This window comes from Moritella sp. F3, from assembly GCF_015082335.1.
Lineage (GTDB): Bacteria > Pseudomonadota > Gammaproteobacteria > Enterobacterales > Moritellaceae > Moritella.
The window spans coordinates 101175-115071 of sequence record NZ_BLRL01000015.1 but is presented as its reverse complement, the minus strand read 5'-3'; the positions used below and the strand labels follow the sequence as shown (position 1 = coordinate 115071).

At 39.4% G+C, this 13897-nt stretch carries 14 protein-coding genes; 13 read left to right on the top strand and 1 reads right to left on the bottom strand.

The window, feature by feature from the left end:
• The first annotated feature begins 202 nt into the window (after positions 1–202).
• Positions 203–1255 carry a porin gene (locus JFU56_RS19390; RefSeq protein WP_198438902.1) on the top strand — a complete coding sequence of 351 codons (1053 nt, stop codon included), beginning with the start codon at positions 203–205 and terminating at the stop codon, positions 1253–1255.
• A gap of 248 nt (positions 1256–1503) precedes the next feature.
• Entirely contained in the window at positions 1504–2175 is a 672-nt protein-coding gene (locus JFU56_RS19385) for a thioredoxin domain-containing protein (RefSeq protein ID WP_198438901.1), read from the top strand.
• 77 nt (positions 2176–2252) lie between these two features.
• Here JFU56_RS19385 and JFU56_RS19380 read toward each other — a convergent pair whose 3' ends face one another.
• Positions 2253–2534, bottom strand: coding sequence for a peptidylprolyl isomerase (locus JFU56_RS19380; RefSeq protein ID WP_026032057.1), 282 nt, complete (start codon positions 2532–2534; stop codon positions 2253–2255).
• Positions 2535–2783: 249 nt separating this feature from the next.
• On the opposite strand from JFU56_RS19380, the gene pgm reads away from it, so the two are divergent.
• From pgm to uspE, 11 genes are all read left to right on the top strand, one after another.
• On the top strand, positions 2784–4421 hold the full coding sequence (gene pgm / locus JFU56_RS19375; RefSeq protein WP_198438900.1) for a phosphoglucomutase (alpha-D-glucose-1,6-bisphosphate-dependent): 1638 nt from the start codon (positions 2784–2786) through the stop codon (positions 4419–4421).
• Positions 4422–4884: 463 nt separating this feature from the next.
• Positions 4885–6312, top strand: coding sequence for a cytochrome-c oxidase, cbb3-type subunit I (ccoN, locus tag JFU56_RS19370; protein ID WP_198438899.1), 1428 nt, complete (start codon positions 4885–4887; stop codon positions 6310–6312).
• A gap of 14 nt (positions 6313–6326) precedes the next feature.
• On the top strand, positions 6327–6929 hold the full coding sequence (gene ccoO, locus JFU56_RS19365) for a cytochrome-c oxidase, cbb3-type subunit II (protein ID WP_198438898.1): 603 nt from the start codon (positions 6327–6329) through the stop codon (positions 6927–6929).
• A gap of 10 nt (positions 6930–6939) precedes the next feature.
• Positions 6940–7119 carry a CcoQ/FixQ family Cbb3-type cytochrome c oxidase assembly chaperone gene (locus tag JFU56_RS19360; protein ID WP_017219957.1) on the top strand — a complete coding sequence of 60 codons (180 nt, stop codon included), beginning with the start codon at positions 6940–6942 and terminating at the stop codon, positions 7117–7119.
• Between the two features lie 12 nt (positions 7120–7131).
• Positions 7132–8043, top strand: a complete 912-nt coding sequence (ccoP, locus tag JFU56_RS19355; protein WP_198438897.1) for a cytochrome-c oxidase, cbb3-type subunit III — start codon at positions 7132–7134, stop codon at positions 8041–8043.
• A gap of 96 nt (positions 8044–8139) precedes the next feature.
• Complete coding sequence (locus JFU56_RS19350) at positions 8140–8631, top strand: FixH family protein (RefSeq protein WP_198438896.1); 492 nt, start codon at positions 8140–8142, stop codon at positions 8629–8631.
• Complete coding sequence (locus JFU56_RS19345) at positions 8631–11024, top strand: heavy metal translocating P-type ATPase (protein ID WP_198438895.1); 2394 nt, start codon at positions 8631–8633, stop codon at positions 11022–11024. The genes JFU56_RS19350 and JFU56_RS19345 overlap by 1 nt, the downstream gene beginning before the upstream one ends.
• Positions 11024–11248, top strand: a complete 225-nt coding sequence (gene ccoS / locus JFU56_RS19340) for a cbb3-type cytochrome oxidase assembly protein CcoS (RefSeq protein WP_198438894.1) — start codon at positions 11024–11026, stop codon at positions 11246–11248. Before JFU56_RS19345 ends, ccoS begins: the two co-directional genes overlap by 1 nt.
• Positions 11238–11924 carry a sulfite exporter TauE/SafE family protein gene (locus JFU56_RS19335; protein WP_198438893.1) on the top strand — a complete coding sequence of 229 codons (687 nt, stop codon included), beginning with the start codon at positions 11238–11240 and terminating at the stop codon, positions 11922–11924. The genes ccoS and JFU56_RS19335 overlap by 11 nt, the downstream gene beginning before the upstream one ends.
• Positions 11925–11968: 44 nt before the next feature.
• Positions 11969–12715 carry an FNR family transcription factor gene (locus JFU56_RS19330; RefSeq protein ID WP_198438892.1) on the top strand — a complete coding sequence of 249 codons (747 nt, stop codon included), beginning with the start codon at positions 11969–11971 and terminating at the stop codon, positions 12713–12715.
• 201 nt (positions 12716–12916) lie between these two features.
• Positions 12917–13828 carry a universal stress protein UspE gene (uspE, locus tag JFU56_RS19325; protein ID WP_198438891.1) on the top strand — a complete coding sequence of 304 codons (912 nt, stop codon included), beginning with the start codon at positions 12917–12919 and terminating at the stop codon, positions 13826–13828.
• The last annotated feature ends 69 nt before the right edge of the window (positions 13829–13897 follow it).

Below are 13897 nucleotides of genomic sequence, written 5' to 3'. Positions count from 1 at the left end.
CTATAAATAGGTATAAATGAGATCTTTATCGTTGTTTATGTCTTTTTATTAAAATTATTGTGAGTTTTATCACGACTGTGAATAGCTTAATTTGCAAGATGAATTAACAAGGGGGTAGACTCCAAACCATCAAGTTACAAAGTTCATTATTAATTAACAAATCAATATAAATAGCATTTAACTCTACTAAAAGGAATTTAGAATGAATAAATTAAGCTTATCCATGGTTGCAGCAGCGGTTTCAACTGCTTTATTATCTACAGCAGCTAATGCATACGTATTAGGTACCGAGAATACCGGTAATGTTGAAGTTTACGGTGTAGTCGCAGTTTCTACTTATGGAATATCAGGCGATAACACAAGTATTACAGATTACAAGATTGAAAATGAAACTCGTATAGGCTTTCGTGGTAGTAAGCAAATGACTGATGATATCAATGTGATATTCCAAGTTGAATCTGGCTATACTGATGTAGATGATTGGGCTGGTGGTGGTTTAGGTTTCCGTGATACCTTCGTGGGTGTAGAAGGTGATTACGGTAAAGTCACAGTTGGTCGTCAGTTAACCCCTATGTATGAAGTTGTTGATTGGCCGTTCACAAACCCTGGTTTAGGTCGTGTATTTGATCCTGCTGCAACTGGTGATATTGCGTACATGTACGATCGTACAGAATCAATTCGTTATTTTGCCCCTGCGATGGGTAATCTGAACATCAACGTTGCCACAGGTCGTGCTGGCAGTGGAGAAAATGCACATTGGGTTGGTGGTGCAGCAAAATATAAAGCGTTTGATACTGTTACATTACATGCGACATTTGAATACGGTAATAATCGTGAAGTAGGTAAAACAGATACTAGAGCTGCTTATACAACTGATACTTTTACCTATCTCGTTGGTTTTGAAGCGCCGATTGCAAGCACTGGCATTAGTATTTCGGGTGCGTACAAATACGGTCAAGCAGAAAACATTGCCTCTAAAGATGTCGATTCACAAGGCTCTTATTCTCTAATCGCACAATATTGGAATGGTCCGCTGGGTATTAAACTAGGTTACGCTGCGACTGAAGACGTGGATTCTGAAGATAGCTTAAATGAAAGAGAAGGTTCTTCAGTCACATCACTACAAGTAATGGGTGTGGTTAACGGCTTTGTACCTTACGTTCGTGTTGGTATGACAGATAAACTTGGTTGGGGTGCAGCAACTTCCGACAGCCAAGAAACATTCGCGCGTGTAGGTCTTGAGTACGGTTTCTAATAACCCTCACTACTTAACGGAGCAATACTGCAAACAAGTATAGGCTACATAAAAAACCAGCAACAGATGTTAAATTTGTAGCTGGTTTTTTACATCCTACGTGCCTATAACTTAGCCTAGTGTCAGTTTAACCCACCGAATAAGTCATTATCTGCATTTTTTGTCCATAAATTGAAGTTTGATCAAGACGTTATTACATTTTAAATCTAAAATACGAAAAATATTTCACTTTCTACTTAGGTTTACTCATGAAAAAATTAGCGACAAAGAAAAGTTTAGAGCAACAAAAGAAAAATAAACTCATATCCATCGTAATATTAAGCATCGCAGTTGTCATCGGCGCATTCCTATTAATACCGTCAACTTCAGACAAAAATATTGAACAACATCTATATAGTGAAAACGCACCTATTTTTGGTAGTAAAAATGCCAAAGTAACGATTGTTGAATTCTTTGACCCTGCTTGTGAGTCCTGCCGAGCCTTTTACCCACTCGTTAAAAGCCAAATAAAACAGTATAAAGGTAAAGTTAACTTAATTGCTCGACCGGTTGCATTCCATAAAAACGTAGGCCCTGTTGTGGCAGCGTTAGAAGCAACAAAAATGCAAAACAAATTCTGGGATGCACTGCGTATTACGTTATATTACCAAAGTAATTGGGCAATAAACCACACTGCAAATGTAGATTTGTTATATCCATATCTGCAGGATGCGGGTATTGACATCGCAAAACTTAAAGTTGATATGAAGAACCCGCTTATCGCAGAACGTATGGCGAAAGATGCGCAAGATGCTAAAACACTTAAAGTATTCAAAACACCTACATTCTACGTTAATGGTGTCGCGCTAAAAGAATTTGGTGCCGAACCATTTAAAGCACTCATTGCACGCGAAGTAAAAAAAGCATATTCAGAAAAATAATGCCCTTAAAAACACAGGCAAAAAAAAGCCCTCACTTCAAAATTGAGGGCTTTTTTATGACGGGTAGAACAGCTCTATTATGTTCTAAACAAGATCTTCACGATATGCCAACCATGTTTTGTCTTCACAAGATGAGGAGTTAAGATCTCACCATTGAAACAAACTTTATCAAAAGCAGGAACCATAGCTCCTTTTCTAAACTCACCTAAGTTACCACCATCTTTTTTGCCAGACGGACAAAGGGAATGAGATTTTGCTAATTTTTGAAAGTTCTCTCCCTTCTCTAGTTTTGCCAATATTTCATAAGCTTTAGATTCGTGTTTAACAAGTATGTGTAGTGCTGCAGCTGTTCTGGCCATGATTAACTCTAGTTTAAATAAATAATTTATAATCCTGATTTTATCATAAGCTATCAGTATCTGACTAGAGTCTAAATTAATCCGATTAAATTACTGGTTATAGAAACCACAAAAATAACTGTTTAGACCAGTTTGGAGCACAAAGTTAGAGTTTCAATTGAAAGGATGTGCCAAAATTAACTTATTAGAGGTATAATGATAACAATTTAATTCATAACAGCTTTCATTTATTTAAGGACAAAAACGCACATGGCAGTTCATCCAAGAGCCGGACAAAAGGCGCAAAATTCAGATCTTTGTAACATTCCTGCACTCGTGTCTAATTATTACATCAATAAACCAGATGTAACAAAAATAGCTGAGCGTGTTGCATTTGGTACTTCTGGTCATCGCGGCAACGCTTTTGCATCTTCTTTTAACGAATACCATATCCTCGCAATTAGCCAAGCAATTGCTGAATATCGCCATGAACAAGGTATTACAGGTCCTCTATTTATTGGTAAAGATACACATGCATTATCTGAACCTGCAAATATTTCAGTGATTGAAGTATTAGTTGCAAATGGTGTCGATGTACGTGTTCAAGCTGATGGCGGGTTTACGCCTACCCCTGTTATTTCACACGCCATTTTAGCGTATAACAGCAGCAACACTATTCAAGCTGATGGCATTGTAATTACACCATCACATAATCCACCTCAAGATGGTGGTATTAAATACAACCCACCGCACGGCGGTCCGGCAGATAGTGATGTAACTAAGATCATTGAAAACCGTGCTAACGACATTATTTCTGAAGGTTTAGTGGCTGTTAAACGTTTAAGCTTTGCGATCGCGACTGAGTCTGCACATTATCAAGAAATCGATTATGTTGAAGCTTACGTCGCTGACTTAGAAAATGTGCTCAATCTAAAAGCCATTGCAGACGCAGGTATTAAGATCGGTGTTGATACGTTAGGCGGTTCAGGTTTTGCTTATTGGGACGTGATTGCAGCGAGATACAATTTAGATATCACCGTTGTAAACGATCGCGTTGACCCAAGTTTCTCATTTATGTGCCTAGATAAAGATGGCAAGATCCGTATGGATTGCTCATCACCTTATGCTATGGCAAGTTTGATCAGCTTAAAAGATGATTTTGACATCGCAATTGGTAATGATCCGGATTATGACCGTCACGGAATTGTCACTAAAAGCGGCTTAATGAATCCAAACCATTACCTTGCTGTTGCAATCCAATACTTATTTACTAACCGCACAAATTGGCCGGTAAATGCAAAAGTAGGTAAAACTCTAGTATCAAGTTCGATGATTGACCGTGTTGCGGCGAAGATTGAACGTCCCCTTTGTGAAGTACCTGTTGGTTTTAAGTGGTTTGTTGATGGTTTACACAACGCAAGTTTTGCGTTTGGCGGCGAAGAAAGTGCCGGTGCATCGTTCTTACGTACTGACGGTACTGTTTGGACAACCGATAAAGACGGTATCATTTTAGCCCTATTATCTGCAGAGATACTTGCAATAACAGGTAAAGATCCAGCACAACTTTATGCTGAACTAACCGAAGAATTCGGCGCACCTGTTTATAACCGTATTGATGCGCCCGCTTCATTTGAAGAAAAAGCAATTCTATCGAACTTGTCACCAGAACTCGTTCAAGCTGAAACCTTAGCAGGCGAAACTATTACCGCTAAATTAACCAATGCGCCAGGTAACGACGGTAAAATTGGTGGCTTGAAAGTGACAACGGAAAATGGCTGGTTTGCAGCTCGCCCATCTGGCACTGAAGCAATTTACAAAATCTATGCAGAAAGTTTTAAAGATGAAGCACATTTAGCGTTAATTTTAAGCGAAGCACAAGAAATTGTCTCCGCAGCTTTAAAAGCATAAATCAACGCTAATATCTCATTAGAATAACGCGTCAATTTTATCGCAATTGAAAGGCAGGTAATTCACTTTATAGTTCGAGTTACCAGCCTTTTTAATTAACATTAAGTTAACGTCGTTATTACGCGATTATCAACTTTTGTGACCATTCATATTTTTGTCCCTAAAATACATTAAAAACATAAAATTCATAAATAATTTTTAGTTGATCATTATCAAGTCACAGGTCTAAATTAGTTTTTCCAGCCTGATTTTATTGATCTAAATCAAGCCTACCCCAATAGATATATATCCGTGCTTTTTTAACAATATAACCAACAAATTCCGCTGTTAATGTTACGTAAAATCGCGTAATATCCCCATCTGAGTATGACTGTCAATTTAGATTACCTAGATTTACACATATTCTTTTTGGGTATTCACGCATCGAAAGATGTTTAATAATTCGTAGCACCGGAAGCAAAATATGAGCTCTCATTCACCTATAAAAACTGACTATAACTATAAAGTTGTACGACAGTTTACTGTGATGACTGTTATCTGGGGTATTGTTGGAATGTCAGTGGGTGTGCTAATTGCAGCACAGCTAATTTGGCCTGCACTAAATTTCGATACACCTTGGTTAACTTATAGTCGTCTTCGTCCCCTACATACCAATGCAGTAATCTTTGCATTTGGTACTTCGGCCCTAATGGCAACATCCTTTTATGTTGTTCAACGTACGTGTCAAGCACGCCTATTTGGCGGTGTTTTACCTGCGGTTGTATTTTGGGGTTGGCAACTAGTTATTCTTTCTGCTGTTATATCATTACCACTTGGTTATAACACTACAAAAGAATACGCAGAACTTGAATGGCCGATTGATATCTTAATCACGCTAGTTTGGGTTGTTTATGCGGTTGTATTCTTTGGCACCATCGTTAAACGCCAAACATCGCACATTTATGTAGCGAACTGGTTCTTTGGTGCATTCATCTTAACCGTTGCTGTTTTACATATTGTGAACAGTGCAGCGATCCCACTGAATATGATGAAATCTTATTCTATATACGGTGGTGCTATCGATGCGATGGTTCAGTGGTGGTACGGCCACAATGCAGTTGGTTTCCTACTAACAGCTGGTTTCTTAGGCATGATGTATTATTTCGTTCCTAAACAAGCAAACCGTCCTGTTTACTCATACCGTTTATCAATTGTTCACTTCTGGGCATTAGTATCGCTGTACATTTGGGCTGGTCCTCACCACCTTCATTACACAGCACTTCCTGATTGGACTCAATCAGTTGGTATGGTTATGTCGCTAATCTTATTTGCTCCATCATGGGGTGGTATGATCAACGGTATCATGACACTTTCTGGCGCATGGCATAAACTGCGTTATGACCCTATCCTACGTTTCCTAATTGTTTCTTTATCTTTCTACGGCATGTCTACGTTCGAAGGTCCAATGATGGCAATTAAGAGTGTAAATGCACTTTCGCATTACACTGACTGGACTGTTGGTCACGTACATTCAGGTGCGCTAGGTTGGGTTGCAATGGTATCTATCGGTGCTATCTACCACTTAATCCCTGTGTTATTTAACCAAGGTCGTATGTACAGCGTTAAGCTGATCAACGTTCACTTCTGGTTAGCAACTGTTGGTACTGTACTTTATATTGTTGCAATGTGGATCTCGGGTGTAATGCAAGGTCTGATGTGGAGAGCGGTAAATGCTGATGGTACTTTAACGTATAGCTTCGTTGAGTCACTTCAAGCTTCATATCCATTCTACTTCGTACGCTTCCTGGGCGGTGTGTTCTTCCTGACTGGTATGCTATTGATGGCATACAATGTCTTTAAGACAATCTCTGCGGCTGATCAATCAATCAAAGCTGACGCTGAAGTCGCATAAAAAGGAGATATCTTATGAAACATGAATTAATTGAAAAGAACATTGGTTTATTAGCAATCTTCATCGTCTTTGCGATCAGTTTGGGTGCGATGGTTGAAATTACACCACTGTTCTGGCAAAAAGATACAACGGAACCGCTTGATACTTTACGTCCTTATACGGCGTTAGAGATGGAAGGCCGTGATATCTACATGCGTGAGAACTGTGCCGTTTGTCATAGTCAAATGATCCGTCCTTTCCGTGCAGAAACAGAGCGCTACGGTGCATATTCTGTTGCTGGTGAGTCTGTTTGGGAACATCCGTTCCTGTGGGGTTCTAAACGTACTGGTCCAGATCTAGCCCGTGTTGGTGGTCGTTATTCTGATGATTGGCAACGAGCGCATTTAATTGACCCACGAAGTGTTGTTCCAGAGTCAAACATGCCCGCTTTCCCTTGGTTAGCTGAGAATGTATTGGATGGTTCAGAATCTGCTGCGAAACTAAGTATCTTTAAAGATTACTTTGACGTTCCTTACACAGATGCAGATATTGCTGGTGCAGAAGAAGCTGTTAAAGGTAAAACTGAACTAGACGCGTTGGTTGCTTACCTGCAATCATTAGGTCATGCATTAAAATAAGGATGTAATTATGTTTCAAGGGATTTACACCCTAGTACTGATGGCCATTTTTATCGCTATTATTGCTTGGGCTTACAGCAAACGACAAAAAAGTGCTTTTAATGAAGCTGCTAATTTAGTATTTGCTGATGAAGCCGCTCACACTGATTCACTTAATGGAGAGCAGAAGAACAAATCTGCTCATATTTAGGAGTTTATGATTATGAGTACTTTTTGGAGTATTTGGATCACAGTGATCACACTAGGCAGCATTTTTGGTTGCTTAGCTTTACTTTGGTACTGTAACAAGAATGATACAGGCGTTAAAGAAGGCGAATCAATGGGCCACTCTTTCGATGGTATCGAAGAGTTAAATAACCCATTACCAACATGGTGGAAATACTTATTTATTTTCACTTGTATTGGTGGTTTTATCTATTTCGCACTATATCCAGGTCTAGGCAGCTATAAAGGTTTACTTGGCTGGACTAGTACTAATGAGTATGAGCGTGAAATTGAATCAGCTGATGCAAAATATGCAGCTGTATTTAACAAGCTAGTTAAAACAGAAAGTAGCGACTTCACTGAATACCGTGAAATTGCTGACATCGCTAAAGATCCTGAAGCAGTTAAAGTAGGTCAACGCCTATTTTTACAAAACTGTTCGCAGTGTCACGGTTCTGATGCACGTGGTGCAAAAGGCTTCCCTAACCTAACTGATGGTGATTGGTTGTACGGCGGTAATCCTGCTGACATCAAAGCAACTATCATGAATGGCCGAGCTGGTGTTATGCCGGGTTGGTTACCTGTTCTAGGTGATGAGAAAGTTGATCAAGTGACAACGTATGTTGTTGGTTTATCTGGTCGTAAAGTAAATGCACGTGAAGAAGCAGCAGGTAAAGAAGTATTCCTTCAAACTTGTTCAGCTTGTCATGGCGCAGATGCTAAAGGCATGACTATGCTAGGTGCTCCGAATCTGACTGACAAAACATGGTTGTATGGTGGCTCTCGTAAAGCTATCGAACAAACAGTTAAGTATGGTCGTAACGGTGTAATGCCAGCATGGAGTCACATCCTTGGTGAAGATAAAGTAATGCTATTAAGCAGTTATGTTTACAGTTTAAGTGTAAAGTAACGTAATAGTAGTAATTTAAAGCTCCATTTACTGAATGGAGCTTTTTTTTTGGCTGTAACTTTGTTAAATTTCACCTTTCCCTTCTTGGAGTTCACAATGAAATCTTATTGGTATAAAGAACCATGGTTCTGGTTCGTTATTTTCTTTCCTGCATTAGCCGTCGTAGCTGGTACATCTACCTTTTTTGTTTTTCAGAATAATCAACCAGATATGGTTTCTGACGATTACTATAAAGACGGTAAAAAGATTAACCAAGACTTAACGAAATACCACGAGGCATTAGCTCGAAATATTACTTTCTCGCTTAAATTCGAAGACGGTTTCGCGGTATTAAAACCAGCGACTGGCGATATGAAAGAAAATGAAGCGCTGAATATTTCATTCTTCCATGTGACGTTAGCAAAACATGATATTTCGGTACTTGCGACAGCATCTGGCGATGGTAGTTATCGTATCGAGATCCCAGAGGATATGCTACAAGGTAAATGGCGTGTACGTGCAGAGTCATTTGATGGCGCATGGCGCGTGCAAGAATATGTTCAATATCCAAATACTTCTGTAATTAAGTTAGACGGCGAGCAAGATTAATGTCAAACGGTACTAATTGTTATCACTGCGGTGAAGCTGTTTTCGCAGCAGACACAAATAAATATAAAGTTTATATTGCCCCTGAAGAACGTGAGATGTGTTGTCCAGGTTGTCAGTCTGTCGCGGAAATGATTGTCGCCTCAGGGCTGAGTTCGTACTACGAGCATCGAACTGATTTATCGCCTACCGCAAAACAATTAGTACCAGATGAATTATTACGCTTAGAAATTTACGATGACAATGAAATTCAAGATGAGTTTGTCTATCAAGATGGTGACATAAAAGAGATCACATTGACTGTTGAAGGTCTTTCTTGTGCCGCATGTGCCTGGTTAATCGAAAGGAGCTTTCGTAACACCCAAGGCATTCAATTTATTAATGTGAATGCGACAAGTAACCGTATTTCCATTAAGTGGGTCGATGAACAAATCAAACTCAGTGATATTTTGAAACGCATCAGTAACCTCGGTTACAGTGCATCACCTTTTCAGGCCGACCAGCATGAGTTGATGTACAACAAACAGCTTAAGTCTTATTTCAGACGATTAGGTCTCGCTGGGCTGGCAACAATGCAAGTCATGATGTTTGCAGTTGCGCTCTACTCGACTTGGTTTGGCGATATGGAAGAAATGTATCGCCAACTTTTCCGTTGGGTAAGTTTGATTGTTGCAACGCCAGTACTACTTTATTCAGCACAACCTTTCTATTCTAACGCTCTGCGTAATTTACGAACCAGAACATTAGGCATGGATGTTCCCGTATCCATAGCCCTACTCGGTGCGTATACCGCGTCAGCTTATGCAACGATGACAGGCACGGGTGAAGTCTATTTTGAATCTATATCCATGTTTACATTTTTCTTGTTGTTTGGCCGTTACTTGGAGCTAAGAGCACGTAAAAAAACCTCAGAACTCAGTGCCAACATGGCCAAGCTTATTCCGAATATGGCATTACGTGTTAATGAAGATGAAAGCGAACAACTGGTACCAACCAAGCAGCTTAAAATTAACGACTGCGTGATTGTAAAAAGTGGCGAAGTCATCCCATGTGATGGCCTTATTATCAAAGGTGAAAGCAGTGTTGACGAATCAATGCTCACCGGTGAGTTTTTACCTATCGTTAAATCGGTAGAAAGTGACGTTTATACTGGTAGCCTTAATGTCGAACAAACCATTGTTGTATGTGTAACTAAAACCCACAAACATAATCTAATATCAGAGATCATTCGTTTACAAAATACAGCGCAATCGTCAAAACCACAAATTTCAATTTTGGCTGATAAAATATCCCGTTATTTTGTACTCGCATTATTAATTATTTCAGCTGGAACTTACTTATTCTGGCTTGGCTATGATCCAGATAAGGCATTTTGGATCACCCTATCTGTTTTAGTTGCTACCTGCCCTTGCGCGTTATCGCTAGCGACTCCGACGGCATTAACCTGTGCGACGAGTAATCTATCTCGACAAGGTATCTTAATTCGTAAAGAGCATGTACTCGAATCATTAACCAAAGTCGATGAGATCGCGTTTGATAAAACGGGCACCTTAACCAAAGGGGCGTTTACGCTTACTAAGATCAAATCAGGTACAGAGCTACACCAGACAGAGTTACTACGTATAGCGGCATCACTTGAGCAGTACTCAACACACCCTATTGCGTCAGCTTTTAAAACCGATGAAGAAAAAATAAAATTTGATAAGACCGAAAATCACATCGGCTTAGGCATCTCAGGAAGCCTTGGCGAAGACAATTATAAGATCGGCTCCGCTAAATTTACGCAACAAGTGAGTTTAGAGTCCGACGGTAAAGACATTCTCGTCTACCTGGCTAAGAATGAGCAACTGATCGCACGTTTTTATATTCAAGATGAAATGCGCGAGAACGTAGCAACAACACTCGACTACATTGCAGAATCAGGACTCGATGTTACCCTGCTTACAGGTGATAGTAAAAATCATACAGATAAAGTAACGGCAGGTTTGGCGATCAAGAATAAGAAAACAAGCCAGTCTCCAGAAAGTAAACTCGCATACATTAATGCCCAGCAGGCCGACGGTAAATTAATGCTTATGGTCGGTGATGGCGTAAATGATGCTCCAGTATTAAGCGCTGCGACAGTGTCAATCGCGATGGGTGAAGGCTCTGATTTAGCAAAAAACAGTGCCGATGTGGTGCTATTAAGTACTGATTTCATTGCTGTGAAATATATGCTGGCTACAGCGACAAAAACCTATAAAATAATCAAGCAAAACTTAATGTGGGCGCTGGGGTATAATTCATTGATTTTACCGTTAGCAATCTCAGGCAGTGTACCACCGTATATCGCCGTGATAGGTATGTCACTAAGTTCACTATTAGTTATTGGTAATTCATTAAGGTTGTTGAAGTAATGGAAATTATTTTTATGTTAATCCCAATTGCGATGATTTTTGTTGCAATTGCAGTCGCCGTTTTCTTTTGGGCTGTTAAATCCGATCAATTCGAGGATTTAGAACGTGAAGGCAGTAATATTCTGTTTGATGACGAAGGTAATAACGAAGTACCACTGAACAAGCAGAACAACAAAGATAGTAACTCAGATAGCTCTTCACAAAGTAATAAGCATGATAAGTAGTTTTATTGCCGCCTTTATGATTGGAGTATTAGGCGCTGGTCATTGCATTGCGATGTGTGGTGGTATTTCAGGCGCCATTGCTCATGCAAATAAACAGACGACTCAATCCAACTCACTCGCCCCACTCTTTTATAATCTTGGTCGGATCACCAGCTATACTTTAATTGGTGCGATTGTTGGTTTAACCGCACAAATTGGTTTAAATTTTGGTGCAGGTTACGATTTTCTAGTCATACTACGTTTTGTTTCAGGTATGACTTTAATTCTCATAGGTTTGTATATTGCGCAACTTAATTCCGCCATTTTACAACTCGAAAAAGTCGGACGTTTGCTTTGGCGTTTTATTCAGCCACTGGCGCGTCAATTTCTGCCTTTGAAAACACCTTACCATGCATTTCCATTAGGTTTTTTATGGGGCTGGTTACCCTGTGGTCTTGTTTATTCGGCATTAACACTCGCATTGTCTACTGGCTCTGCATTGTCGTCAGCATTGACCATGTTTGCATTTGGCTTGGGAACTTTCCCGATCATGTTCTTGGTAGGCAGTTTCTCCACAAAATTCAACAGCTTAATACAAAACACCAAGTTCAAACGATTTAGTGGTTTATTGCTTGTTTTATACGGTTTACATATTATTTATATAGCGTTAGTACAATTAAGTGCTTATGGTATATAAATTTGATACAATATTGACATATATCAAAAGAGTTTATTGGAATTATGGCCTTAGATAAAAAGATACCGACACGAACTGCTGCTTCAAAGTGTGAAATTCACTGTCAGAATTGCAGTATTAGCCAACTCTGCATACCATATTCTTTGAATGATTCAGAGCTAGATTCTCTCGACCAAATTATTGAACGCAAAAAGCCTTTTCAAAAGAATGATGAAATATTTAAAGCTGGTGATAAAGTTAAATCACTTTATGCGATACGCTCAGGCTCGGTAAAGTCATACACTATTACGGAGCAAGGTGATGAACAAATCACGGGCTTCCATTTAGCGGGTGATTTGATCGGATTTGATGCATTAAGCTCAGGCGTACACCCGAGCTTTTCACAAGCGTTAGAAACATCAATGGTTTGTGAAATTCCGTATGAAACTCTGGATGACTTAATTGGTAAAATGCCGATGTTACGTCGCCAAGTTATGCGATTAATGAGTGGCGAGATTGCTGCAGATCAAGAGATGATTTTATTACTGAGTAAGAAGAATGCTGAACAGCGTCTTGCTGCATTTTTAAATAATCTTTCTGTGCGTTTCTCTGAACGTGGTTTTTCACCTAAAGAGTTCCGTCTAACCATGACTCGTGGTGATATCGGTAATTATTTAGGCCTTACTGTTGAAACGATTAGCCGTTTACTTGGCCGTTTTCAAACCAGTGACATGATTGAAGTGAAAGGTAAATACATTAGTATTATCGATCGTGAGAGCCTTGCTTCACTGGCCGGTAAGAAAGAGTCTTAAGTCCCGCAATAGTAACGGGCAAGTTAAGCGTGATTGGTTTAAAGAACATGATTTAAAGAGCTTTGCTCATCACGCTTAACAAAAAAGCTGTACATTTATGGCATCTATCACAAATTGGGATATAGTTACAATATTGGTTATGTATAATCAATATAATAAACATATACTTAATCTCTATCAAATTTGTTATCAAGGTGCCTTATGAATAAATATAAAAATATTCTAGTGGTTGCAGATCCAGTTAACACACCACAAGTCGCACTCTCACGTGCTTTGTATCTTGCATCTCAACAAGATAACGTTTCTATTTCACTTCTCCTTGTTATTTATGACCTATCCTATGAACTCACCTCGCTATTTTCGAGTGATGAACGCCAGTCGATGCAAGATGCGATCGTAGTCGAAGAACAAAAGTCATTCACAAAACAGTTAGAACAAGATTATCCCGATGCTAAAATAAATTTAAAGCTGGTTTGGCACAAGCGTCCATTCGAGTCAATTTTAGAAGAAGCTAAACTTAACAATCACGATTTAATCGTTAAAAGCACCCATGACCATAACAAGCTCAGTGCTGTTATGTTTACACCAACCGACTGGCACCTATTACGTAAAAGCCAATGCCCAGTATTATTAGTTAAAGATCATGACTGGCCAGTCAATGGCAATATAGTCGCTGCAATTCAAGTTTTGGAAAGCACTAATTTAAGTGCACAGGACGATGATTCAATTAATGAGCGTATCACGCAAGAAGCGTTACAACTAAAACAATTGTTAAATGCCAATATACATTTAGCAAATGCCTATCCGAGCACCCCTGAACATATCTCCATTGAAATTCCTAACTTCGATGCAGTCGCTTACAATCAGGAAATTGAAGATCACCATAAAAGTGCGATGTATAACCACGCTGAAAAGTTCAATATTGCCAAAGAAAATGTCCATATACAGTCAGGTGCGCCTGAAGATGTGATCGCGGATATTGTTCAAGACGTCGATGCTGAGCTCGTTATTCTCGGAGCCCCCACCCGTAATGGGTTCTCTGCATTTTTAATTGGCAACACCGCTGAAATGGTCATTGACTCAATTAACTGTGACCTTTTAGCATTAAAATGATTACAAAATAATAACCTAGATACTCAGACTGCACAGTACATTCAAGCGCTGAAACTTGCTTTTCCGGCA